The sequence below is a fragment of the Luteimonas sp. A478 genome, from assembly GCF_054052025.1.
This window is the reverse complement of the sequence record NZ_JBSVRF010000004.1, coordinates 218,008-243,688: the sequence shown is the minus strand read 5'-3', so window position 1 is coordinate 243,688 and position 25,681 is coordinate 218,008. Positions and strand designations below refer to the sequence as shown.

General features: G+C 67.7%; 12 protein-coding genes and 2 tRNA genes. 3 read left to right on the top strand and 11 right to left on the bottom strand.

Features of this window, described 5'->3' with window-relative positions:
* Nucleotides 1-230 precede the first annotated feature (230 nt).
* Nucleotides 231-2,849, top strand: coding sequence for an NEW3 domain-containing protein (locus tag ACW7G3_RS10130; protein ID WP_456982645.1), 2,619 nt, complete (start codon nucleotides 231-233; stop codon nucleotides 2,847-2,849).
* On the opposite strand, the gene ACW7G3_RS10125 is transcribed toward ACW7G3_RS10130, so the two are convergent.
* The 8 genes from ACW7G3_RS10125 to ACW7G3_RS10090 all read right to left on the bottom strand — a co-directional run bounded on the left by ACW7G3_RS10125 (nucleotide 2,826) and on the right by ACW7G3_RS10090 (nucleotide 24,088).
* Nucleotides 2,826-4,397, bottom strand: coding sequence for an oligosaccharide flippase family protein (locus ACW7G3_RS10125; RefSeq protein WP_456974881.1), 1,572 nt, complete (start codon nucleotides 4,395-4,397; stop codon nucleotides 2,826-2,828). The genes ACW7G3_RS10130 and ACW7G3_RS10125 overlap by 24 nt on opposite strands.
* Nucleotides 4,388-6,079: a glucosamine inositolphosphorylceramide transferase family protein gene (locus ACW7G3_RS10120; protein ID WP_456982643.1), complete on the bottom strand. Its 1,692-nt coding sequence runs from the start codon at nucleotides 6,077-6,079 to the stop codon at nucleotides 4,388-4,390. The genes ACW7G3_RS10125 and ACW7G3_RS10120 overlap by 10 nt, the downstream gene beginning before the upstream one ends.
* Nucleotides 6,076-6,936, bottom strand: coding sequence for a hypothetical protein (locus ACW7G3_RS10115; protein WP_456982641.1), 861 nt, complete (start codon nucleotides 6,934-6,936; stop codon nucleotides 6,076-6,078). The genes ACW7G3_RS10120 and ACW7G3_RS10115 overlap by 4 nt, the downstream gene beginning before the upstream one ends.
* Complete coding sequence (locus ACW7G3_RS10110; protein WP_456982639.1) at nucleotides 6,915-7,718, bottom strand: hypothetical protein; 804 nt, start codon at nucleotides 7,716-7,718, stop codon at nucleotides 6,915-6,917. The genes ACW7G3_RS10115 and ACW7G3_RS10110 overlap by 22 nt, the downstream gene beginning before the upstream one ends.
* Nucleotides 7,719-7,772: 54 nt before the next feature.
* On the bottom strand, nucleotides 7,773-20,852 hold the full coding sequence (locus tag ACW7G3_RS10105; RefSeq protein ID WP_456982638.1) for an amino acid adenylation domain-containing protein: 13,080 nt from the start codon (nucleotides 20,850-20,852) through the stop codon (nucleotides 7,773-7,775).
* A gap of 94 nt (nucleotides 20,853-20,946) precedes the next feature.
* Nucleotides 20,947-22,380, bottom strand: a complete 1,434-nt coding sequence (locus ACW7G3_RS10100) for a TIGR03013 family XrtA/PEP-CTERM system glycosyltransferase (protein ID WP_456974871.1) — start codon at nucleotides 22,378-22,380, stop codon at nucleotides 20,947-20,949.
* Nucleotides 22,381-22,468: 88 nt separating this feature from the next.
* Nucleotides 22,469-23,131: a 4'-phosphopantetheinyl transferase family protein gene (locus tag ACW7G3_RS10095; RefSeq protein WP_456982636.1), complete on the bottom strand. Its 663-nt coding sequence runs from the start codon at nucleotides 23,129-23,131 to the stop codon at nucleotides 22,469-22,471.
* 153 nt (nucleotides 23,132-23,284) lie between these two features.
* Entirely contained in the window at nucleotides 23,285-24,088 is an 804-nt protein-coding gene (locus ACW7G3_RS10090; protein WP_456974867.1) for an EcsC family protein, read from the bottom strand.
* Here ACW7G3_RS10090 and ACW7G3_RS10085 point away from each other — a divergent pair.
* Nucleotides 24,069-24,428: an AAA family ATPase gene (locus tag ACW7G3_RS10085; RefSeq protein WP_456982634.1), complete on the top strand. Its 360-nt coding sequence runs from the start codon at nucleotides 24,069-24,071 to the stop codon at nucleotides 24,426-24,428. The two genes, ACW7G3_RS10090 and ACW7G3_RS10085, sit on opposite strands and share 20 nt — an antisense overlap.
* Before the next feature lie 11 nt (nucleotides 24,429-24,439).
* Nucleotides 24,440-24,994 (top strand): exonuclease domain-containing protein, encoded by a 555-nt coding sequence (locus ACW7G3_RS10080; RefSeq protein ID WP_456982632.1) that lies wholly within the window; start codon nucleotides 24,440-24,442, stop codon nucleotides 24,992-24,994.
* 82 nt (nucleotides 24,995-25,076) lie between these two features.
* On the opposite strand, the gene ACW7G3_RS10075 is transcribed toward ACW7G3_RS10080, so the two are convergent.
* The 3 genes from ACW7G3_RS10075 to csrA form a co-directional block, all read right to left on the bottom strand.
* Nucleotides 25,077-25,153: transfer RNA gene (locus ACW7G3_RS10075), tRNA-Arg, on the bottom strand.
* A 78-nt stretch (nucleotides 25,154-25,231) separates the two neighbouring features.
* A tRNA-Ser gene (locus tag ACW7G3_RS10070) sits at nucleotides 25,232-25,324 on the bottom strand.
* Nucleotides 25,325-25,403: 79 nt separating this feature from the next.
* Nucleotides 25,404-25,604 (bottom strand): carbon storage regulator CsrA, encoded by a 201-nt coding sequence (gene csrA / locus ACW7G3_RS10065; protein WP_343258977.1) that lies wholly within the window; start codon nucleotides 25,602-25,604, stop codon nucleotides 25,404-25,406.
* Nucleotides 25,605-25,681: the final 77 nt, after the last annotated feature.

Genomic DNA, 25,681 nt, shown 5'->3' with positions numbered 1-25,681 from the left:
ATGAACGTGGAATCCGGGGCTGGACGGCCATCTTTCCGGCCGATGGCGCATACAAATCAAACTGACGGCTTAACCGTTACATCAGCAACCTGCGACGTTGGTCGAATATCCGACTGAACCGTGAACTGCGTCGCAAGGCTGGATGTTGCGCTGCACATAAGATGCAGGCCGGACCACGGAGGGCCCAATTCCCCCAAGCCCTTCGGAGAGTCCCTGTAGTGATTCGTATATTGAATAATTTTCGTACTTTGAGAAGCATTTCTCTTTCGCCTGCTTCTTTCCTCTTCACTTCCCTCCTCGTCCTGAGCGCGATCGGTTCGGCCCAGGCAGCGACCTACCACGTCCGTACCGACGGCGGCACCGCCAGCCAGTGCACCGGCCGCGCCGACGCGCCCTATCCGGGCAGCGGCAGCGCACAGAACTGCGCCTGGAACAGCCCCCTGGTTGCCCTGCCCGCCTCCGGCTCGGCCCGCATCTCCGGTGGTGACACCCTGATGATCGGCGCCGGCACTTACACCATCGGCAGCCAGATGCGGCCCGTGCCCAGCGGCACCAGCTCCGCCCGCACCCGCATCCTGGGCAAGTCCGGCACCACCCCCAAGCTGGCCGGCAGCAACGGCATCCACCGGGTGCTCAACCTGGAAGGCAGCTCCCACGTCGAACTCGGCCACCTGGAGGTCACCGACGGCAGCGACTGCGTCTTCGGCCACTCCAGCTCCAGTGCCAGCTGCGGCTCCGGTGACCGGTGGGCCCGCGTGGGCCTGTACGCCAGCGGTTCGCGCAACGTGTGGATGCATGACGTCAACATCCACGGCATGGGCGCCCGCGGCATGCAGGCCGGCGGCCTCACCGACTGGACCATTGAACGGGTCAAGCTCAACCGCAACGGCACCGCCGGCTGGGACGGCAACGTCGGCAGCAACAGCTCCAACGCCGGCAACATGATCCTGCGCGACATCGAGATCAGCTGGAACGGCTGCGGCGAGCGCGTCTCCACCGGTGAGCCCTGGGCCTGCTGGGCCCAGCAGAGCGGCGGCTACGGCGATGGCCTGGGCCTGCCTGCCTCCGGCGGAAAATGGCTGATCGAGGACGCCTTCGTCCTCTACAACACCTCCGACGGCCTGGACTTCTACCACATGGATGGCGCCCCGGGCACCAGCGTGACCCTGCGTCGGGTGTACGCGGCTGGCAACGCCGGCAACCAGGTCAAGATCACCGGCAATTCAACGGTTGAAAACTCGGTCCTGGTCGGTCACTGCACCTACTTCAAGGGCAAGTTCAACATGGCCGACGGTGATATCTGCCGCGCCTACGGCGCCACCGTGCTGCTGGTGCTCAACGGCGGCCACACCGCCACCCTGCGCCACAACACCCTGGCCGGCGAAGGCGATGGCAACATCACCTACAACAGCGGCAACTCCTCCGACCGGATCGACATCCGCAACAACGTCGTGGTCGGCTTCCCGTACTTCGTCAACGGCGGCAAGCGTGCATTCAACGCAGGCAAGGCCCCCGGCACGCTGAACATTTCCGGCAACATCGGCTGGAACCTGTCCTCGTGCCCGAGCGGTGTCAGCTGTGCGGACCCCAAGCTCACCAACATGACCCTGGCGAACTTCGACGCCGAGCCGCGCTCCGGCAGCCCGGTGATCGACAAGGCACCGATGATCAGTGCCGTCACCACCGACTTCCTGGGCGGCAAGCGTCCGGTTGGCTCCGCCAACGACATCGGCGCCTATGAGTACGGTGCCGCGGCGGACTCAGCGACCCCGACCCCGACTCCGACTCCGACTCCGACGCCTGATCCGGCCCCGAGCTGCACCCGCCAGGCGGCTACCGTCAGCATCGCGGGACCCTCGAGCGGGGCGGCAGCAGGCAGCAAGATCAACTACACCGTATCCGTCCGTAACAATGACCCCGCCGACTGCTTCAACGGCAAGACCTTTTTCCTGGCCGATACCGTGCCCAGCGGCTGGAGCGCCGCACTCGGTGCCAGCAGTGCCTACATCAACACCGGCGAAACCTTCACCACGACGCTGGGCGTGACCTCGCCTTCCAGCGCCAAGGCCGGCAACTACGGGATCGCCATCGGTGCGAGCACCACCATCGCAGCACATGCGGGCAATGGTTCCGCGACCTACACGGTCATCGATGCGGCCCCGACCTGCGAGCGCAAGGCTCCGACTGTCAGCGTTGCCGGACCTTCGACGGCGACGGCGGCGGGCAGCACGGTCACCTACACCGTAACCGCGCGTAACAATGATCCCGCCTCCTGCTTCAACGGCAAGACCTTCTTCCTTGCCGATACCCTGCCCAGCGGCTGGAACGGCTCACTCGGTGCCAGCAGCGCCTACATCAACGCTGGCGACACCTACAGCACGACGCTGCGCGTGACCTCGCCTTCCAGCGCCGAGGCCGGCACCTACGGAGTCGGTGCGGGCGTGAGCAGCACCATCGGTGCCATCCACTCCGCCAATGGCTCGGCTACCTACCGGATCGCCGACACGGCCACGAGCTGCGCGCGCCGCGAGCCGACCGTGACGCTGAGCGGCTTGTCCTCCGGCCGGGCCGGCCGCACGGTCAGGTACACGGTGTCGATCCGCAACAACGACGACCGCTGCAATACTGCGCAGACGTTCCAGATCGGGCAATCCGTTCCGTCCGGCTGGAGTGGCTCACTGAACGCAAACAGCGCACGCATTGCCCCCGGCAGGACGTATCGCACCAGGCTGGAAGTAGCTTCGCCCTCCAACGCCCGATCCGGACGCTATGGCATCTCCGCGAACGTGAAGAGCGGCGCGGGCGATGTCCACAACAGCAACGCTTCAGTCACCTACACCATCCGGTAATTGCGTCCTGCGGCGTGCCGTGGCCCGCGCCAGGAGCGCGAGCGCGGCCTGCCGCAGGTCCGGATCCAGGACCAGCACAGGCAAGGCATACAGGGGCACGAACAGTGCCCCTGCTACCGCCAGGCGTGCCCACGCCCCCTGCACTCCAAACAGGTCGGCACCCTGGGCAACGGACACCAGCAACGTCCCAAGGGCTATCGCCACCGCCAGCGTGCGGGCGGCGGGCAGTTGCACCAACCCCTTTGGACACCAGATGAATCGCGCCGTGCTCATGGCCGCGTAACTGATCGCGACAGACCACGCGGCGCCCATGTATCCCATGCGTGGGATCAGGATGAAGTTCATCACCACGCTGACGGCCGCGGTACCGACGGTGATCATCAACACCGGCATCGTGCGGCGCTTGAGCAGCATGCCGAAGTTGGAAATGCAGAGTAGGGAATGCGCCGCCACCGCGATCCCGAGCACCACGAACACCTCACCGGACGCGGCTTTGGACGGCCCGCTCAGCGCCACGATCAGGTCCTCTCCCGTCACCAGCACCATCGCGATGATGGCCACCACGGCGTAGGTCATGGGCACCAGGACCTGCTTTTTCAGCGCGCGAACGGCTTTGTTGCCGCCAGTCTCATAGGCCCTGTTGGCCACCGGGACAAACGCCTCCGACAGCGTCGTATCGATGAACAGGTTCACCTGCAGAGCCAACGCCATTCCAATGGTGTAGATACCCACGACGGCGAAGTCATCGGTGATCGCCCTGAGCATCACGCGATCGACGTTGCTGAAAATGGCGTAGGCAAGCTCGTGCCCCATCAGCGGCAGGCCGTAGACCAGCGCACCGCGGAAGGCCTCGGTGTCGATCGCCTCGCGCGCGAACCGGACATTGCGGCGCAGCCAGTGCATCAGCCACGCCAGCAGCAGGACCGTCGCAACAAGCTTGCCGCCGTACACCGCCAGAGCGCTCTGCTGCACCAGGATGACAGCGCCCAGTACCAGCACCAGCTCCAGCATGCGGCCGATGATGCGCGTGACCATGACGACGTCCGAGCGCTCGCCCGCCCGCATCACCGATTGCACGATGGCGCTCGCCGCCAGCATCGGCGTAATTGCCACCACGCACCACAGCACGGGACTGAAGCTTCTGCCGCTCCAGCCGCTCCACAGCAACATCCCCACGATAGCCACCGCGCACAGCGTCGCCGACATCACCAGCGGCAACAGGACGACATTGGTGCCGAATGTCCGCATGCGCCCGGGATCGCCGTAGGGGTACAGGCGCACGATCGCGTGTTGCGAACCCAGCTTCGCAAGTGCGACCCCGACCAGCATGAAGGTTTCGTAGTACCGCAGGATCCCGAACTCGGTGTTGTCGAGCATCCGGGTGAGGATCGGAAAGGAAATGAACCCCGCCAGCAGCACCAGCGCGTTGGACACCGAGTAGCGCAGGTAATGGGTGCCCAGCCCCGGCGGTTTCCGCAGCAAGCCGGCTGGCTGCGTGATCGCTGCGGTGGCCTTGTCCGGGGGGCTGCCCATGGCGCTCAGCTGCATCCCGCCAAATCACCATCGAACAGGCGAAGCCGGGCGGAGCCGGCCGGCGGGCGGCCGGCGACATCCAGCACTTCGCAGTCCCCACCGGCGCTGTAGGTATGACAGCCATGCAGCGCCGGCCCCCAATCAGGAGTCAGCCGCGACAGCTCGCGCTCGCGATACACCTGTGGCCCGAGCTCAAGCACTTCATTGAACACCACGGCACTGCCGTAGTTCGGCCCGCAGTCCTGGGACGGCCTGATCAGACGACCCTGGTGGTGGAACAGGCGGCCCGCCATCCTGGCCCGCCTCACATCGCACACAAGCGGACTCGCGGGATGTGGCCTGAACGGCCCCTCCAGGCTTGCAGCTACGAACAGGAACAGGTCGTCGCTGGTGCCGTCACCGCTCTCGGCCACGTTGAGGAACAGGTACCAGTGGCCATCGTGATGGTGCAGCACCGGATCCACGCAGGACCAGCCTGTCACCAGATCGCGTATTCGGACCCACTGCAGGGGGAACTCCACGGCCCGGTAAAGGCTCGCCCTCCTGGCGTAGCCGGACTCCACGGTCATGTACCACTGTCCCTGCCAAGCGAATACCTGCGGAAACGACAGGTGGCCCGGCTCCCTGAGCGCCGTTCCGAGCCGGCGGGCACCCCCGTCGACCAGCTCCACACACGCAATGAAGGCCTTGTTGGTTACCAGGTCCATCTCTTCGACGAATACGATCGTCCGCGACCCGTCGGTCACTACGCAGGGGTCGGCCCACCAGCCCTCCGATGCCTCCAGGATGGCGTGCGTACCGATCACCGGGGCGTCGGGATCGAGCGGGTCCTGGTTGGTGCGAACGACCAGTGCCCAGCCCTGGTAGTTGAAACGCCTTGCCAGCGAACGGACCTTGGCCAGGGACGTCGACAGGAGCAGGCGCAGCCCTTCGCCTGGCCGGGTCGCCACGCGCGACGACAGCTTCAACGTCGCCGGCTGGCGCTCCGGCCAACCCTCCATGTTCGAGGAGCTGGTGCTGGTGCCAGAGGCGGAGGCAGCCCGCAGGAGCCCGCGCAGCAGGAGCTGGGGCAGCTTTGCAAATGCATCGTCGCGGGTCATCAGGAACGAAGGCACCCGGGTCCTGCCCGAACTCCCCGCCAGGACGGCGTCCGTCCCGGCTGCGCCCTGCAGCACCAGCTCAACCCGCGTCGCCGCGTCACCCCGCAGCACCGATCCGACCAGGCTCAGACCCGCGTAACGGGGATCGGTGAGGCTGGCGTCCAGATGCCAGCAGCCAAGGCGAGCCATTGGAGCAAGGCTGGATGCCCATGCCTGCGGTCCGGCCAGGAGCACCACATCGGGAGACAGTGTTTCCACCTGCTCCAGCTGACGCTCCAGCGCGCCTTCGCCGCGGTGTTTGGGCTGCTCGCGGGAAATCACTTCCGGATCGAGGCTTGCGTTGGCATTCCGATGCAGGGTGCGCTCCACGGCCAGGAACAGGCGCATGTCGAGGCCGACGTCTCCAAACGCGGGCAACGGCACGTCGAAGCCGGACACCACGACAAGGTCCACCCAACCGGTGCGCACCGCCAGGTCACGGAACGCGCGCAGCCAGCCGGGGACGCTCGTCGGCGCCACCAGCACCACCCGCAACGGCCTGCCCGGATCCCTGGACGCCGAATACAGCGGGGTGACCGCCACGGCTTCGCGATTCACGGCTCCACTCCTGCCGCCAACCCGACCATCCATTGATCGATCGTCGCGATCAGCCGGTCACGCTGGATCCTTCCGAAGTAGGTGTGATCGCTTTCCGGCCAGTAATGCATCACCACGCGCGGGCCACTGGCCAGCGGACCGAACGTCCAGGCGAACTGGCGCGGATGCAGGAAACGGTCCTCGTAGCCTCCGCTGAAGATGAAAAGCAGTCGGGCATCCCGCTGCAACAGCTGCTCGAACTCGCGCCGCGCCCGCGCGCGGTCCGGCCAGGTCCGGAAATCCCCGGAGTCCAGGCCGGCACCGCCCCGCATGCGTGACTGCAGCTTCCGTGCGAACGAAGGCCACTCGGCTGGCAGGCGCCGCAGCAACCCGATCATTCGCGCCCACGCGTACCACGGCCCGGCAAAGCAGATGCCATCGAGCAGCAGCAGCGCCGATACCCGCGAATCCAGGCTTGCCACCTCCCAGCCTGTATCCGCGGCGCTGCAGACCCCGCCCACCGCGAAAGTGCGGCACCCATGGCGCGATTCCAGCGCATCCATGGCGGCACGCGTAGCTCCCACGGCGTCGCATCCGGCCAGCCGTGGCGCTTCTCCCACGCCCGGAATGTCGTAGCGGAAGCTGCGGATGCCGCTGGCGGCCAGCCGCTCGGCCAGCTCCACGTGCAAACGGAAGGGGCCGGCGCGTGGTTGCAGTCCTGCGCTGGGCAGGAGCAGCGTGGGCCCGCTTCCATGCGCACCTGCCAGCACCCCCGTCAACCGGTCGTCCGGGCCGAACTGCACAAGCACGTTCGACGCCGTCCCGGTTGCGGGCCGCTCGCTGCAATACGCCACGTTCATATCCATGGCGTCGCGCATATCGCTGAACCCAGCCCGCGCACCAGCTCACGCATCGGCGGCGTCATGAACAGCGTGCCGGCCATCGACGGCCCACCCTCCAACCTCGGCGCCGATGCTGGCAGGGGCACGACCCGCTCGACCTGCACCGGTGACGGCAGATCTTCCTCGCGCGCCACCGCCCACATCCGGGAGCGGTCCACCGGCAAGCCCGCATCCAGCCGCGCCCGCGCCAGGTCATGGCGCAGGCGTGGCGAAACCATGAAACCCATCAGCTGACCGTCGGGGGCGTCGCCCGGGCGGGATACGCCCGGGCGCGGAGGCGGCTGGGTCGCCCTTGTCTCAGCGTCGGCCTGCACCAATCGTTTCAGCCAGCGGGCGCCATCGGGTAGCGCATCCCAGAGGACGACAAGGTCTGCTGCCCCGCCCCGTGCCAGCCAGTTGTGCACAACCAGCGCCGCCCCACTCCAGGCCACCAGCACCACCCGTCGCGCGCCGGTCCGCGCGCGCAGTGCGGCAGTGGCCAGGTCCAGGTCGCAGCGCATGGACTGGAAATCCACTTCATCACCGCGGCCGCAGGAGTCCCCGGTGCCAAGGAAGTCAAAGCGCAGCGAAGGTAGACCCAACTCCGCCAGCTCACTGGCCACTTCGGTAATGAAACGGCGGCTGCGCGGCTGCTCGTCCAGCAACGGAGGCACCAGCACCACGCCCACCGGCGGCACGCCCGGCACCGGGTGCAGGGCGGCGTACAGCGGCCGCGCGGGCGACCCGAGCCAGAATGGCTCCCAGTTCCCGTTACTCATTGCGTCCCCCTCCCCACCTGATCATCCATCGCGTAGCCGTTCGCCCCGCCGCCATCACTGCGGCGAGTCCGCCGTGCGCTTGAAAAGGCGCCGCACGCTGTTGCCTATCCGCGCCCGGAAACCGGACGCCTTTTCGGCCCCGTCCGCGGACATCGGAAGTCCCTCGGCAACCTGCGCCAGGGTTTCGGCCCCCAGCCGGATCAGCTTGATCCGCACGCCCGTTTCCCGCTCGACGCGGTTCGCCATCTGCACTGCCAGCATGGAGTGGCCTCCCAGGTCGAAGAAGTTGTCCTCCGGGCCGGCGGACATTCCCAACAAGCGCGACCAGACTTCAGACAGGTAGAGCACGCGCGGATCGGTCACCCCGGCCACTTCCCGCGGCGCCTGGACGGCATGTGCTGACGGTACCGGCAGCGCATTGCGATCGACCTTCCCGTTCGGAAGCAGCGGCAGGGCGGCGAGCGCGACGAAGTGCTGCGGCACCATGTACGCGGGAAGCAGGCCGCGCAGATGGCCGCGCAGCGCATCCTCCTCAATCCCCGCACCGGTGGCCGCGACGACATAGGCCACCAGCCGCTCGTCACCTGGCCGATCCTCACGCACCATCACCAGGGCACGGGCCACCTCGTCGCGGGCCACAAGCAGGGTCTCGATCTCGCCCGGCTCGATCCGGTGGCCGCGCAGCTTGACCTGGAAATCCAGCCGCCCTTCGTGCCTGAGTACGCCATCGTGGCGCCAGCGCCCGCGGTCGCCGGTGCGGTAGAGCAGCGCTGGAAGCGTGGACCCATTGAACCGCGCCACGCCCGGGAACGGGTCGGGAATGAAGCGCTCGGCGTTGAGCTCCGGGCGGTCGTGATAGCCCAGGCTCATCCCGGCTCCACCGATGTGGATCTCGCCGGGCACTCCGGGCGCACAGGGCCGGTCGCGTGCATCAAGCACCCACACCGTGGTGTTGTCGATCGGGCGGCCGATGTGGATATCCAGTGCGCCACCACGTTCGGGCGCATGCACCCGGGCGCAGGTGGACCAGACCGTGGTTTCGGTCGGGCCGTACATGTTCCACAGCTCGACGTCCTGGGCCAGCAGCTGCCGCGCCAGGTCCTCCGGCAGCGGCTCACCGCCGCACAGTGCCTTCAAGCCCGGGCGCGCCTGCCACCCTGTCTCCAGCAGCAGCCGCCAGACCGACGGCGTGCCCTGCAGGAGCGTGGCCTGGCTGGCATCCAGCAGACGTGCCAGCGCCGCGCCGTCGAAGAGCTGTTCGCGCGTGGCCAGGACGATGCTCGCACCGGCGGCCAACGGCAGGAACAGCTCCAGCACTGCAATGTCGAAAGACGTGGTTGTCGCCGCCAGCAGCCGGTCGGAAGGCACGATGCCCGGCTCGCGCTGCATGCTGCGCAAGAAGTTCACCACGGCCCCATGGGGCACGCTCACGCCTTTCGGCTTTCCGGTCGACCCGGAGGTGTAGATCACGTAGGCCGGCGCATCGGGCCCAACCTCCGGGAAGGCGGCGGGTGGCGCGGACGCGATCTGCGCGCTATCGGCGTCCAGCAGCAACTGCTGCTGGCGAGGCCACTGCAGCGGCGCCGCCAGGTCGCCTTTGCTGACCACCAGCTTCAAGTCGGCATCCTCGGCCATGAAGCGCAGGCGGTCCGGCGGATAGGCGGGGTCCAGCGGCACATAGGCGGCGCCGGCCAGCAGCACCCCGATCATGCCCGCGACCAGATCGACGTCGCGATCCAGGCACACGCCCACCAGGTCGCCGCTGGTGACGCCGCGCGCCACCAGCGCCGAAGCGATGCGCTCGCTGCGCGCCTGCAGCTGCGAGCAGGTCGTCACCTGGCCTTCGAAATGGATCGAAGCGGCCGTTGGCGTGGCGCGCAGCTGCGCCATGACCATCGCGTGGACGCTGGCCGGCGGCTGCAGGGGCACGCTGGTCGCGTTCCATTCCTCCAGCGCACGGCGATCTTCCGCCCCCAGGCAGTCGATATCGCCCACGGCGATCTCCGGCCCGGCATGCACCGAGGCCAGCAGCGCTTCGAACCCGCGGCGCATGCTCGCTGCCGATTCCGGAACGATGATGTCGGCGTTGTAGTTCAGGGTGGCCACCAGCCCGCGTCCATCGGCCTGGCACCACAGCGCCAGGTCGGTGGTGGCGGAGGTGTGTGGCCGCTGGAGCGGCTCGCTGACCAGCGTGCCCCAGGCAGGCGCAGGGCCGGCCTCCTGGAACGAGAACACGGCCTGGTAGATCGGGCTGCGACCAGGGTCACGCCGCAGCCCCAGTTCTCTCATCAGGTCTTCCAGGGCAACATCCGGATTGGCGAAAGCATCCAGCGCGGCGCGGCGCACCTGTTTGAGCAGCTCCAGGAACGGCATCTCCGGATCGACGCGCACCCTGACCGGCAGGATGTTGACGAAGAACCCCATGACACGGTCCATTGCTTCGGAGAGGTGGCCTCGTACCGGCACGCCGACCACGAGGTCCTGCTGGCCGGTCATCCGGTGCAGCCAGGCGAAGTACCCTGCAAGCAGGGTCATGAACAGGCTGGCGTCGGTGCGCGCACCTACCTCACGCAGCCGGGCCAGCGACGGTGCGTCGAGTCGAACGGGCTCGGAGCCACCGCGCCCAGTCGGCACGGAGGGCCGCGGGCGATCCTCGGGGAGCTGCAGCGGTGCGAGCTCCCCCGACAGCGACTCCTTCCAGAACGCCAGTTGCCTGCGCGCCTCCGCACCCTCCGCCCGCGCCAGGTGCCAGTGGACGAAGTCCACATAGCTGCGTTCCAGCTCCGGCAGGTCCGCGGTCCGTCCTTCGCTCAGGGCCGCGTACAGCGCGGCAAGTTCCGCGCCGAACAGGTTCTGCGACACGCCGTCCCAGATGGCGTGGTGAACCATGAAGAAGAACACATGCGTTTGCGCGTCAAGCCGGTACAGGCGGGCGCGGAACAACGGTGCCTTGTCCAGGGCGATGGGCTGCGTGGACACCTCGGCCATCCGACGCGTGGCTTCACTGCGGACATCCTCCGGCGGCAACATGGACAGGTCTTCCACCGGCAAGGACACCGCCACGTGCTCAAGCACGCGCTGCACCACCACTTCGTCCGTGTCGTCCAGCTGTGTGCGCAGCGTCGGCTGGCGACGAACCACTTCGGACAATGCCGACTGCAGCGCCTGGGCGTCCAGGCGCCCACTCAGGCGCCAGGCGGAATTGATCGTGTAAGCCACCCGGTCCGGCAGGATCTGCTCCTGGACCCACACGCGCTGCTGCATCCGTGACAGTGGTGCCAGCGACTGCTCCGCATGGCGGGGAATCTCTTCCCGATCCAGCTCGCCCCCGCGGGCGACCATGGCCAGTTTCGCCAGCTGCTCGACCGTGGACGCCTTGAACAGGACACCCAGCGGCAGTTGCACCTGGAGCTCCCGCCTGATGCGCCCCAACAGCCGCGCGCCCAGCAGCGAGTGCCCGCCGAGGGCGAAGAAATCGACATCGATCTCGACACCGGGTACGCCCAGCACGTCCGCCATGATCGCGGCGATGCGCTGCTCGAATTCGCTGCGCGTCTGCGGCTGTGAACCACCGGTCACCTGGCCATCAATGTGGGTCGCCGCGATCGCCGCTTTCGGCGATTCACTGGTGGCGTTCAATCCTGGCGGCCCACGATCCGCCGCGCCCACGCAGTCGACCTTGCCGACGGGGGTCTCCGGCCCGGTGCGCACCGACGCCAGCAGCGCCTCGAACCCGCGACGCATGCGCGCGGCGGAATCCGGGGCGATGATGTCGGCGTTGTAGTTGAGGGTGGCCACCAGCCCGCGCCCATCGGCCTGGCACCACAGCGCCAGGTCGGTGGTGGCGGAAGTGTGCGGCAACTCCATCGGCTCGCAGGTCAGCGCTCCCCAGGCGGGTTCGCGGCCGGCCTCCTGGAAGGAGAACAACGCCTGATAGATCGTGCTGCGGCTTGGGTCGCGCGGCAGGCCGAGCTCCCTCACCAGATCTTCCAGGGCGAGATCCGGATTGGCGAAGCAATCCAGCACCGCGCGGCGCACGTGTTTAAGCAGCTCCACGAACGGCATGTCCGGATCGACGCGCACCCTGACCGGCAGGATGTTGACGAAGAAGCCCATGACGCGGTCCATCGCCTCGGACACGTGCGCGCGCACCGGCACGCCGACCACGAGGTCCTGCTGGCCGGTCATGCGATGCAGCCAGGTGAAGTACGCCGCAAGCAGGGTCATGAACAGGCTGGCGTCGGCGCCCGCCCCCACCTCACGCAGACGGGCCAGCGACGGAGCGTCGAGTCGAACCGGCTCCGAGCCGCCGCGCCCGGTCGGCACGGACGGCCGCGGGAGATCCTCGGGCAGCTGCAGCGGTGCCCGCTCCCCGGACAGCGACTCCTTCCAGAACGCCAACTGCCTGCGCGCCTCGGGGGATTCCGCCCGCGCCAGGTGCCAGTGGACGAAGTCCACGTAGCTGCGTTCCAGCTCCGGAAGGTCCGCGTCCCGCCCTTCGCTCATGGCCGCATACACGGCCGCCAGCTCCGCGCAGAACAGATTCCGCGACACGCCGTCCCAGATGGCGTGGTGCACCATGAAGAAGAATACGTGCGTCCGCGCACCCAGCCGGAACAGTCGGGCACGGAACAGCGGTGCTTGATCCAGGGCGATGGGCTGCGTGGACAGTTCGACCATCCGCCGCGTGGCCTCGGCGTCGATGTCGGCGGGCGGCAGGCTGGACAGGTCCTCCAGTGGCAGGACCACCTTCATCTGCTCGAGGACACGCTGCACCTCCCCGTCGTCGCACTCGCTCACCTCCGTACGCAGCGTCGGCTGGCGCCGCACTACTTCGGCCAGCGCCGACTCCAGCGCGCCCACGTCCAGCGGCCCGGTCAGACGCAGGGCGGTGGTGATGGTGAAAGCCGCCTGGCCGGGCAGAAGCTGCTCCTGCACCCACACGCGCTGCTGCATCCTCGACAGGGGCGCCTGTGACTGGTCCGGCTGGCGGGCAATCTCCTCGCGCTCCACGTGCGGGTTTCCGCCCGCCTCGACCTGTTCCGCGAGCCGCTCGGTGGTGGATGCCGCGAACAGCGCATCAAGTGACAGCTGCACCCCGAACTCCCGCCCGATGCGGGCCAGCAGCCGCGCGCCCAGCAGCGAATGTCCGCCAAGGGCGAAGAAATCGTCTTCCACATCGACCGAGGGCACCCCCAGCACGCCGGCCATGATCGCGGCGATACGCTCCTCGGCTTCGCTGCACGGCTTGCGCGAGGGGGTCGCACTCGTCGACGGGGCCAGCGGCGCGGGCAGCGCACCGCGGTCGATCTTGCCATTGGGGAGCAGCGGCATTTCGGCCACTGTGACCAGATGCTGCGGCACCATGTAGTCCGGCACCTGCTGGCGCAGGTACGCCATGCAGGCCGCCACGTCGATCACCGCGCCGGCCTGCGCCACCATGTAAGCGACCAGGCGCACGTCACCCGGACGGTCTTCCCGCGCCACCGCGGTCACCCGCGCTACGCCGGGACATTGGGCCAGGACCGCCTCCACTTCACCCAGTTCGATCCGGTGACCGCGGATCTTGACCTGAAAATCAAGCCGACCGAGGTGTTCGAGCCGCCCGTCGGAGCGCCAGCGGCCGAGGTCACCGGTGCGGTAAAGCAGGCCCGGGCCCGCCCCCATGTCGGTGCTGAAACGGTCGGTGACGAAGCGATCGGCGGTCAGCTCGGGACGGTCCAGGTAACCCAGCGTCACCCCCTCGCCGCCAATGGCGATCTCACCAGCCACGCCGGCGGGACAGAGTCCGCCACGCGGATCCAGCATCCAGATACGCGTGTTCGCAATCGGGTGTCCGATGCCGACGTCGGGCCTGCCACCCGCATCCGATGCAGGCAGGATCCGGGCGACGGTCGACCACACCGTGGTTTCGGTCGGGCCGTAGAGATTCCACAGCTCACCGCATCGCGAAAGCAGCTGCGTGGCGAGCTCCGGCTGCAGCGGTTCGCCACCGCACAGCGCCTTGAATCCCGGCGCGCCCTGCCAACCGGCTTCCAGCAGCATCTGCCAGGTCGAAGGCGTGCCCTGCAGCACCGTGGCGGCACTGCTGGCGAGCAACCCGGCCAGCGCGAAACCGTCGGCCCCGGTCAGTTCATCGGCCAGTACGATCGTCGCGCCCACGCCAAGCGGCAGCAACAGCTCCAGCACGGCGATGTCGAAAGACAGCGTGGTCACCGCAAGCAGCCGGTCGTCGGCGCACAGCCCGGGCTCGTGCCACATGCTGGCCAGGAAGTTGGAAACCGCACGATGCGGCACCTTCACGCCCTTCGGCCGGCCAGTGGTCCCCGAGGTGTAGATCACGTAGGCGGGCCCCTCCGGCTCCGCGGCGCCTGCATCGCGGCCCAGGCGGGTACCGGGGGCTGCGCCGAGCGCCGTCTCCAATTCATCAAGCACCAGCACCGGTCGGCCTTGCAGGTCGAAGACGCTCGCGTGCTCACGCGTGGTCAGCAGCGCTGCCAGGCCGGCATCGGCCGCCATATAGGCCAGCCGTTCATGCGGGAAGCCCGGGTCCAGGGGAACGTAGCCGGCGCCCGCCTTGAGCGTCCCGAGCAGCGCAGCCAGCATGTCGAACCCGCGATCCACCGCCAGGCCCACCAGCGCGCCGCGGCGCACGCCGTGGCTTCGCAGCAGGTGGGCAATGCGGTTCGATCGCTCTTCCAGCTCTGCATAGCTGAAACTGGAGGCACCGAAGCTGACCGCGATCCGGTCGGGTGTCCGGTCGCACTGCAGCTCGAAATACTCGTGCATCAGCCGGTCGCGTTCGAACGGAACCGGGACCGGCTGCAGAGCTGCCTGCTCCGCCTGTTCCACTGCATCCACCAGCGGCAGGTCGCCGAACTCGACGGACTGCTGATCCACTGCCGCGCGCAGCAGTGCTTCGTAGGCGCGCAGCCAGCGGCGCACGGTGCCCTCGTCGTACAGGTCGCGGTTGTACTGGCACTCCAGGCGCAGGCCGTCACCGACCCGGGCTGCGTTCACGAACAGCTCGAGCGCCTCGAAACTGCGTGGATTGTGCCCAGCCTCGATCGCCAGACCCGGGAAAGCATCCTTCTCCTTCTCGTACGCCTGCTCCAGATTGAACATGACGCTGACCAGCGGCACCCGCGACGGATCGCGGGCGATGCGCAGCTTGCTGAGCAGCGTGCCGAACGTGCAGCGCCGATGCTCCATGGCATCGAGCAGGTGTGCCTGGGAGTCCTCCACCAGGTCGGGGAATGGTTTGGACGGATCGACATCGAACCGCAGCGGCAGCGTGTTCACGCAGTGCCCGACCAGGCTCTCGTGTCCTTCCGCAGGCTGCCCCGCGGCCGGGATCGCAATGACGATGTCCGACTGGCCCGACAGCCTCGACAGCAGCCCGGAGAGCCCTGCCAGCAGCGTCGCGAACAGGCTGGCACCGCGGCTGGCGCCCATGCTCCGCACGGCATCCAGCAACGCCTCGTCGATCGTGTGGTCCACGCGCGCGGAAACAAAGCTGCGCCGCGCCGGCCGCACGCGGTCGGCCGGCAGGTCGAGCGGCGCCGGCGGCGTCTGGAAGCGCGACAGCCAATACGCCTCGTCCGCGCTGTCGAGGCTCTCGCGGGTCCGCGTGGCTTCGTTCCTGGCGTAGTCCAGGAAGCTGGCCGGCTCTGGCAGTGCCTCGCTCGGCTCGCCCAGCTGGCGCCGGTACAGCACGCCCAGCTCACGCACCACCAACCCCCACGACCAGCCATCGCAGATGACGTGGTGCGCAGCCAGCAACAGCAGGTGTTCGCCGTCCTCCAGCTGCAGCAGCTCCGCGCGGAACAGGGGGCCGGCATCAAGCTCGTATGTCTCCTCGGCCGCCAGGCGCACGCGCTCCTGGAGCCGGGCCTCACGCGTCTCGTTGTCCAGAGCCGTAAGGTCGATGATCTTCAGGTCGATCCCGGCGTCGTCGAGCACGTGCAGGGTCTGCCCATCGGTGGACAGGCGGGAGCGCAGCGCATCGTGCCGTGCAACCAGATCCTTCAATGCGGATCGCAGCGCCTGCACGTCGAGCCGCCCGCGCATGCGCAACGACATCGACAGGTTGAAGGCGAGCGCGCCTTCCCGCCCCATCTCACCCGCCAGCCAGATTTCCTGCTGCGATGCCGTCGTCGGCGCCTCCGTTGCGGCAGGCCCGTCATCCGGCCCGGCTTCGGCCGGCCGGGGACCCTGGGGCAACGACTCTGTGGCCGGCAGTTCCCGGTCAAGCCACGCCGCCAGGCGCTCCAGGGATCCAGACTCGCCCATCAACTGCCGGAACGTCACTGGCACGTCGAAAGTGCCCTGCAGCTTCCTTGCCACCTGGGTCAGCATCAGGCTGTCCAGGCCGAGCTCGACGAAACTGGTGGAATTGTCCTCGATGTCGATTTCCATGCCCAGGAACCCGCCAAACAGGGTCCTGAGCTGCGCCAGCAGCCGTGCCTGGCGATCGGCGTACTCCATTTGCCCGGCAGCGCCCTCCTGGGCCATGACCGCTTCGGCCGGAGTATCCATTGCCCTGGCGATCATCTGCGCTGCCTGCGCCTGGCGGGGATCCACAGCCACTGCGGGTGCGGCTTCCACCCAGAAGCGCTTGCGCTCGAACGGATAGGTCGGCAGGCGAAGGCGGTGGCGGACATTGCGACGATCGAACATGCCCGGGTCCAGGTCCACGCCCTGTGCCCACAGCTGCCCGGCCGCCAGGCGAAACGAGGAGATCTCGTTCGCCGGGGAATCAGCCAGCGACGCCACCATCGTAGCCCCCTGCTGCTGCAGGGCCGGATGTTGTCGCGACAGGGACGTGAGGGTGGTGCGCGTGCCAACCTCGAGCAGCACGCGACCGGGCGTTTCCAGCACCCGGCCCAGCGCCGTGGCGAAGCGGACCGGCTCCAGCAGGTGCCGCGCCCAGTATTCCGGGGAATTGGCCGTGTCGGCATCCAGCCACTCGCCGGTGGCCGTGGACACCAGCGGCAGCATGGGGGCCGAACGCTGGATCGCCTCGATCTCGGCCAGCAGCGGCGCGACCACCGGCTCCATCATCTTCGAGTGGAACGCGTGCGATGTCTGCAGCATGCGGCAGGCCACGCCTTCCGCGTCCAGCTGCGCCTTCAGCCGCACGATCTCCTCCGTCGGACCGGATGCCACGCTGGCTCCCGGCGCGTTTTCCGCCGCCAGCGACAGCCCGGGTGGCAGGCGCGCCAGCAGCTCGTCACTGGCCATCCTCACCGTCAGCATCCCGCCCGTGGGCTGGGCCTGCATCAGCGCCCCGCGCAGCGCCACCAGGCGCAGCGCGTCGGGCAGTGAAAACACCCCGGCAAGGGTTGCCGCGACCAGCTCGCCAAAGCTGTGGCCGATCATCGCCACCGGCTCCAGCCCGCGCTCCATCCACAGCCGCGCCAGCGCGTACTCCATCGAGAAGATGGCCGGCTGCATCACTCCAGTCGGCAGCAGGGCCGCCGGATCGTCTCCGAACACCAGCGCGCGCAGGTCCAAGCCGCGCCCGGTGCTCAGGCCTTCGACACACTGGTCGAAAGCTGCGGCGAACCCGGGCTCGGCCTGGTAGAGGGCACGCCCCATGCCGGCGTAATGGGATCCCTGGCCAGGGAACATGAACACCACCTCACGATGCCTGGCCGGCCTGCTGCGCCTGATGGTGGTAGCCAGCTCCGGGCTGCGCAACGCGGCAGCCGCTGCCGTTGCCTCCGACGCCACGACCACGGCGCGGTGCGCGAACGCCTTGCGCCCGGCCGCCAGGGTCCAGGCCACGTCGGCGAGGTTGATGTCCTTTGTACTTTCCAGGAAGTCCGCCAGCTGCGTGGCGGCGGTGCCCAGCGCAGCGGGTGAGCGGGCCGACAGCACCAGCAGCTGGGGGCCTTCGCCCGGCTCGGATGCCGGGAGCACGGGCGCCTGTTCCAGCACCACGTGCGCATTGGTGCCACCGACGCCGAATGAGCTCACGCCCGCCCGCAACGGTCCGTCCGCGTCGCTCCATTCGCTCATGGCGGCGTTGACCACGAACGGCGTCGCGGGGAAATCAATGGCGGGGTTGGGGTGTTCAAAGTGCAGGCTGGGCGGGAGCCTGCGTTCTGCCAGCGACAGCGCGGTCTTGATCACGCCCGCGGCGCCGGCGGCGATCACAAGGTGCCCGAAATTGCTCTTGACCGAACCGATCCTGCAGAAGCCGTTATCGGCGGTTCCACGACGGAACGCTTTCACCAGCCCTTCGATCTCGATCGGGTCGCCCATCGGGGTCGCGGTGCCGTGCGCCTCCAGGTAGCTGATGTCGCGCGGCGACACCCCCGCCCTGGCGTGAGCCATCGCAATCACCGCGGCCTGGCCGTCGCTGCTTGGCGCGGTAAAGCTGGCCTTGCCGCCCCCATCGTTGTTGACTGCACCACCCTTGATCACCGCATAGACGGGGTTGCCGTCCCTGATCGCGTCGGAGAGCCGCTTCAGCAGCACCACCGCGGCGCCATCGCTGAACACGGTTCCCTTGGCCGCGGCGTCGAACGTGCGGGTGTGGCCATCGGGGGACAGCATTGCCCCGTCCTGGTAGATGTGCCCGCTGCGCGGAGGACACACCACGGAACTGCCGCCGGCCAGGGCCATGTCGCACGCGCCTGCGCGCAGGCTGTCCATCGCCTGGCAGATCGCCACCAGCGAAGTCGAGCAGGCGGTGTACATGCTGATCGCGGGCCCGGTGAGATTCAGCTTGTGGGCAACGCGGGTGGCGATGTAATCCTTCTCGTTGGCCAGCGTGACCTGGTAGGTCCCGACCTCGTCCACCAGTTCCGGATGCGCGGCCACATGCCGCCGCAGGTAAGTCGAATGGTAAGTGCCGGCGAACACGCCCACCGGCACGGTGGAGGCATCGGGTATTTCCCCACCGCGCTCCATGCACTCCCAGCACAGCTCCAGGAAGATCCGGTGCTGCGGGTCCATCAGCTCGGCTTCGCGCGGACTGATGCCGAAAAAAGCGGCATCAAACTGCTCCACGTCTTCGATGATCCCGCGCGCGGTCACGTAGGACGGATGCATTCGATCGGCCAGCGCAACGGACGGGTCAAGCTCGTCGGGGGCAAAGACGGTGATCGAATCGCGCCCGGCACACAGGTTGTCCCAGAACGCCTCCACATCGGCGGCGCCGGGGAAACGCCCCGCCATCGCGATGATGGCCACCGGCTCGTGTGCCGGCCCCGTCTGTCCGGCAGCGCCCGGCGCATCGCGACGCGCACCGGCGAAGCGACGCTGGCCAACGTCCGTCGCCGCTCCCTGCACCAGCGCAGCGGCAAATGATGCCGGGGTCGGATGCGCGTAGATCAGGGTCGCCGGCAGTGGCCTTTCGGCGTGCTGCTGCAGGCGCCCGAGCAGTTGAACGGCCAACATCGAATTGCCGCCAAGGTCGAAGAAGTTGTCGTGCCGCCCGGCCCGCTCGATGCACAGGACAGCCGCGAACGCCGCGCACACCTGCTGTTCCCGCGCTCCGACCGGGGGCGCGTATGCCACCGCCAGATCGGGCCGTGAACTGCCCGGGGCCGGCAGTGCGGCACGGTCCAGCTTTCCATTCACCGACAGCGGCATCCGCTCCAGGGCGATGCACAGGTCCGGGACCATGTACGCAGGCAGGCTGCCGGCCAGCAGCGAGCGCAGGCCGACCGGCGTGACCTCTTCGCCGGCAGCCGCCGCACGCAGTACGTAGTAGCCCACCAGCCGCACGTCGCCCGGCCGGTCCTCGCGCGCCACCACCACCGCCTCGCGGACGCCGGGGCATTCGCGCATGTGCGCTTCTATCTCGCCGGGCTCGACGCGGTTGCCGCGGATCTTGACCTGGAAGTCCCTCCTGCCGGCAAACCGGTAGTTGCCATCCGGCATGAGCTGGGCAAGATCCCCCGTGCGATAGAGCAGGTCGTCGGGGCCGTTGCCGTACGGATTGCGGAGGAACGCCGCTGCGGTCAACCCCGGCTCGTTGCAATAACCCAGGCTCCGGTAGGGCGTGCTGATGAACATTTCGCCGATTTCCCCCGGCGGGCAGTGCTCCAGGTTTCCGTCCAGCAACAGCGCCTGGGCGCCGGGGATCGGCTTGCCGATCGGGACGAACGTGCCATCGACCGGAGTCGCCGGCAGCCGGTGGAAAAACTTTGCCAGGGTGGTTTCGGTGGGTCCGTACAGATTGACCAGGCGGATCCGTTCACCAAACAGGGCGATCCAGTTATTGGCGTCGGCAGGCGCCAGGCTCTCGCCCGCCAGCAGCACCAGCTTGAGTGCCGGGAAGCTCTCCGAAGAAAGGTCGGCGGCCAGCAGGATGCGGAATACCGAAGGGACACAGTGGACCAGGGTGATCCGCTCCCGTTGGATCCAGTCCGCCAGTTCCACCGGCGCTGGCAGGCGCCCGGCCGGGGGAATGCATACGGTGCCGCCGCTGCAAAGCGCGGCAAACACGTCACGCAGGTACACGTCGAATGCAGGCCCGCTCAGCTGGCTGATGCGTGAGCCGGGCCCCAGCTTGAACTCGCCGATCTCCCACTCGATAAAGTGGGCAAGTCCACGGATCCTTCCCACGATCCCCTTGGGCCGGCCGGTGGAGCCGGAGGTGAAGTAGACGTAGCAGGGATCGTCGGGCTGGGTCGACACGGATTCCGCCTGCCGGGCGCAGGCAGATGGCTGCAGAACCTCGACCGGCTGCCCGGCAAACTGCCCGGCCAGCAAACCGTCCGTGTCCATGGAAACGATGGTGCCCACGCGGTGGGCCTGCATCAGCCCGGCGGCAACCGGAGCGGTGGCGGCCTCCAGGATCAGCCACTGCGCGCGCATGGTGCCCAGCATGTCGAGCAGGCGGCGCTCAGACCAGGTGGCATCAAGTGAGGCGAAGACGCATCCGGCCTTCAGGCAGCCCAAAGTGGCAATGATCTGCTCAAGCGGATTGTCCAGCAGGATGGCAACAATGGTGCCCTTCGGCGCGCCACCGCTGATCAGCGCGTTGGCCACCTGGTTGGAGCGTTCGTCCAGCTCGCGGTAGCTGGTGTCGGCCGATCGCCAGGAAACAGCGGGCGCGGTGGGGTCCGCGTCGACCGCCGCATGGAAAAGCCCAAGTACGTTCCCGGCATTGCTCACGTCTACCCTCCTGTCCAAGCTGAAACGCCGGCCACTGGCCACAGCGGCCAACGTCGTGCGGTACATGCCGTGCTGCGCCGACGCGCCGGCCCGCTCACCGCGCACCCTTGCGGAACAGCACGACTTCCACCGTCTGCAGCAGGATCATCAGATCGAACACCAGCCGCTGGTTCTTGACGTAATAGAGGTCGAAGGTGAGCTTCTCCTCGGCGTCGCGGACGGATGCACCGTAGGGATAGCGCAGCTGTGCCCAGCCGGTCAGCCCCGGCTTCACGCAGTGGCGAACGCCGTAATAGCGGATCTGCTCGGCGAGCATGTCCACGAACTGCGGGCGCTCCGGCCTGGGCCCGACGAAGCTCATGTCACCGCGCAGCACGTTGAACAACTGGGGCAGTTCGTCGAGCCGCGTGGTGCGGATGAAGCGGCCCAGGCGCGTGCTGCGATCGTCGTCCTTGGAAGCCCACCGCGCGACACCATCACCTTCGGCGTCCAGCCGCATGCTGCGGAACTTCACCAGCTCAAAGCAGTGGCCGTTCTCGCCGACGCGCGTTTGCCGGTACAGCACCGGGCTCCCGGACTCCAGCCGGATCGCGAGCGCCACCAGCAACATCGCCGGCCAGGCGGCCAGCAGCAGGGCAACGGCGGCAGTGACGTCGAATATCCGCTTTGTCAGCCGCCGCGCCGCGGTATGGTCAAACCCCCCGGAGAACACCAGCCAGGAAGGGTCCGCCACGTTCGCGTTGACCACCCCGGCCTCACGTTCGAAAAGGGTCGACAGATCCAACACGACGACACCGCTCTGTGCGCAGCCCAGCAGCTGCGGCATTGGCAACCCGCCGCGGCGCTCGTCCGGGGCCACCACCACTTCATCCACACGCAGTGCGCTGGCCAGCTCCAGGATCCCGTCCGGCGCCTCGATCAACAATTCCGGTGCAACCGCGGTCACCTGGCCGGGGACCGGGACGAAGCCGACCACGACGAACGACTGCCGGTCGCTGTCGCGCCGCAGCCTGCTGTTGATAAGGTCGGCATTCCTGCCCGCGCCGTATACCAGGACCCTGCGCTTGAAGGCAGTGCTGCCAAAATACCGCCGCGTGATCACGCGCAGCCCCACGACAGCCCACAGGCCCAACAACAGCGCTATCGCGAGGATGCCGGGCTCGATCCAGGTGGCTGCCACCAGCTGATGCAGCACGAACAGCCCAATGGCTGCGGCTGCGAATGACAGGAGCAGCCGGAATACGAAATCACCGCGGCCGTGGCGGGCGTGCACCTGGTACAGCCCGAATGCGGCCATCGCCCCGGTCACGAACAGGAGTACCGGCAGGATCCGGATGGTTGCCTCGCCGAAGGAGGTTGCCGGGCCCATGAACCGGGTGATCTCCGGCAACTCCGCTTCCACGGCTGCTGCGGTAAAGAGACCGGGCAGTTCCGCTGCCACGGCTACCGCAGCGACAAGGGCCAGCATTTCCGCCAGCCACAGCGTCCGGAACGCCCGCACCTTGCGACTTTCCGCAGTCGCGCCCATGAGCCGCCTCCGCCAGTTCTCCGTACGATTGAGAGGTCCCCGGGGGGCAAACCAGCCGCCCACTCAGTCCCCACTACAATCCAACGGACTAACGCTGACGCAGCGGCCAGAACGGACGCAACCTGGCGTATTCCACCAGGATTCCCGGGGGCGCGGCCACAGCTCCGATCCAGCCTCCACCAAGATCGAGCGCCTGCAGCCGGGTCAGCGCCGGTCCGGGCGGTGCCAGCACCAGGACCTCGTTCTCGGGAGCGCAGAAGGTGTGCATTTCGCGCGCCATCCCCGTACCCGCCGCCTTCAGCAGCGCCTCCTTGCGAACCCACAGCGCGAGCAGTGACCGGTCAACCGCGGGCGTCGACTCACGACCCAGGGCAGCCATTTCATCCGGATGCGCCACCCGTTCGGCGATTTCGGGCATCACGCCGGCGCGGTCGGCAGGTTCGATGTCGACCCCGACCGGGCCGGCCGTGGACAGCGCCACGGCAAACCCGCCCCCGGCATGGCTGAGACTGGTGCTCACGCCGGTGCCGGGGACCCGAGGGCAACCCAGCGCATCGCGCACCAGCGGTACCGTTACCGGTTCGATACCCAGGTGTGTCCCGATCACCAGCCGGTGGATCGCGTAGCAGAGCGTCAGCTCATCGCGCTCATGCGGGTTGCGCCGCCGCTGGACACGCGCCAGGTCAGCCGCGTCCAGAAGTGCGGCAGCGCCCGCCAGCCATCCCAGCCACTCACGCGTGATGAACAGCATGACCTGGACCCGGGACCCGGATCCGGCGATAAAGCCCGCCCGCCGCAATCCCGAACGGAACGCCTCACCCAAGTCCACGCTTGTCTCGCCACCGTCCATGTCATCCGATTACGTAATCGGCCCACCACCCCGGACACCGCAGCGCAACGCGCCTCAAGCCAAGGCTTCGTACGCCTCGCGCACCGCGATCGCCCCGTGACTACGTTCAAACGCGCGGATGGTGAAGTGCCCTTCGGCCATCTGCTGGAAATGACGCATGAAGAGCGTATTGAGGGTGGCGCCGCTGACCGCGCCGATAATGGGCACGGCCTGCGCCGCAACCTTCTGGCTGACGGTCACCGAGAATCGCGAACCTACCGACGCCAGCAGCTGCACGATCGCCGGACCGGTGTTGTTCACCACCCCGTGCACCGCGATGTATTCGGCCGCAGCCGCCACCTGCTGTGCCAGCACCGCGCGGGCAGCGAAGTAGCCGGACTCGGCGCCATCGTCGGAGGCGCTGCGCCCGCCCATCGTCAACACCTCAAAGCACGCCAGGGCGGCCGCTGGATCGTCCAGGTCCTCACCCCGGCTGCGGGCGATGTCGGCGATCGATCTCAGGATCATCGTGGTGGTCACCGGCAGCTCGACCGCCAGGCCCGCCAGACCGAAGGCCCCACCCGCCGCGCCGGTCGCCGCGGCCAACCAAGCGTGGGTGCGCGTGCGGGCCGGCGCGTGCAGCTCACCGCGACGCAGGGTCGCCGTGGCCACGCGCAGCGCCTGCTCCAGCGACTTGCGCGTGGCGGTGTTTATCAGCCGGGTAACCGAAGACGGTAGGCGCCGGGCCAACACATACTCCATCGGCGCGCCAACCACGTTGGCCAGCTGCGCTGCCAGACCGGGATTTTCAAGAATATCCCGGGCCCGCTTCAGCTCTTCGAGCTCGCCGTCGCCCAGGGTGGGGATCATCTGGTTCATCGCGGCAGAATACTGCCCGCAGCGTGAAGCTGCACTGGCCGGCCCGCAGCCGCGCCCCGCCCCGATCCTCCTGTCGGGTCCGCCCGCTTGCGGCAAGTCCTGGTGGGCGCGACAGGTTGCACAGGCACTTGGCCTTCCGGCGACCATGATCGTGATGCCCAAGGTCACCGCCTCGTTCGTGCTTTCCGGCAGCACCGCAAGCTGGTCCAGTGCCCGCCCCGGCCGGATCGTGGAGGCGTTCATCGGCACCGATATCGCTAATCCGGTCATCATCATCGACGAGATCGAGAAGGCGAGCGCGGTGCGGTACGACCCCACGCCAGTGGTAGAACTCGCATGAGGCGCTACCTGGTGCTTGACCTGGAGGCCACCTGTGACGACCAGGGATCGGTTCCGCGCGACGAAATGGAGATCATCGAGATCGGCGCGGTGCTGCTCGAGCCTGGCACCTGGCTGGTCAGCGACGAGTTCAATGCGTTCGTACGCCCGGTGCGTCATCCCCGGCTGACGCCGTTCTGCACGCAGCTGACTTCGATCACGCAGGCTGATTTCGACCCTGCCCCCGGCTTCGTCGACGTCGTGGCACGGCTACAGGACTGGCTCCGCCCGATCCGCCTGACGGCCTGGGGCTCGTGGGGCAACTACGATCGCCGCCAGATCCAGCAGGACGCCGACTTCCATGACATCGGCTTTCCGATCCAGGCGCCCCATTTCAACCTCAAGGACCGTTTCACCAAGCGCCTCAAGCTGCCCCGTCGTCCGGGTCTCGGCACGGCTTTGGGCATCGCCGGACTGGCGTTCCAAGGCACGCATCACCGGGCCATCGACGACGCGCGGAACATCGCCCGGTTGATGCCGCTGATGTACGGGACGTCGCGGGACTTCCCGCCGCCATGCGGGGGATGATGACCTGTCTGGATCGCAGATGGTAAGAGGACCCAAAAGCAAAAGGGCCAACGGAGATTATCCGTTGACCCTTTGCGTTGTATGGCGCGCCCGGAAGGATTCGAACCTCCGACCCCCAAGTTCGTAGCCTGGTGCTCTATCCAGCTGAGCTACGGGCGCAGAAGCGGAATTATGAAACGTCTTGTCGTTTTCGTCAACGCCGTTTCAGTCAAAGCCGTTTCAGTGAAACTTTGAAACTGGCGGAGAGTGAGGGATTCGAACCCTCGATAGAGCTATAAACCCTATACTCCCTTAGCAGGGGAGCCCCTTCAGCCGCTCGGGCAACTCTCCGAAATGTTCCCTGCGCACTGCAACCGCAGCGGGCAGGCGCAGAATGTTACCGGGTCAGCCGCTGCGCGGCAAACCTTTTTCAGGATTCGGGGTCCGAGGGGGCTTCGCCACCTGCCTCGTCGCGCTGGATCCGCTGGTAGATCTCCTCGCGATGGACGGCAACGTCCTTCGGCGCGGTGATCCCGATCCGGACCTGGTTCCCCTTGACGCCAAGAACCGTGACCGTGACGGTGTCACCGATCATCAGTGTTTCCCCCACGCGCCGCGTCAAAATCAACATAGAACTCTCCAAGGACTGGTGGCAGGATCCACCAGCAACCGCACCGGGCGATCCTGCCCTCGTGCGGTCTGCAATTC

Coding starts and splice junctions, on each gene's coding strand:
- ACW7G3_RS10125 (WP_456974881.1), bottom strand. CDS start 4,397: ATGCAGCTGAGCGCCATGGGCAGCCCCCCGGACAAGGCCACCGCAGCG.
- ACW7G3_RS10115 (WP_456982641.1), bottom strand. CDS start 6,936: ATGCGCGACGCCATGGATATGAACGTGGCGTATTGCAGCGAGCGGCCC.
- ACW7G3_RS10110 (WP_456982639.1), bottom strand. CDS start 7,718: ATGAGTAACGGGAACTGGGAGCCATTCTGGCTCGGGTCGCCCGCGCGG.
- ACW7G3_RS10100 (WP_456974871.1), bottom strand. CDS start 22,380: ATGGGCGCGACTGCGGAAAGTCGCAAGGTGCGGGCGTTCCGGACGCTG.
- ACW7G3_RS10095 (WP_456982636.1), bottom strand. CDS start 23,131: ATGCTGTTCATCACGCGTGAGTGGCTGGGATGGCTGGCGGGCGCTGCC.
- ACW7G3_RS10090 (WP_456974867.1), bottom strand. CDS start 24,088: ATGAACCAGATGATCCCCACCCTGGGCGACGGCGAGCTCGAAGAGCTG.
- csrA (WP_343258977.1), bottom strand. CDS start 25,604: ATGTTGATTTTGACGCGGCGCGTGGGGGAAACACTGATGATCGGTGAC.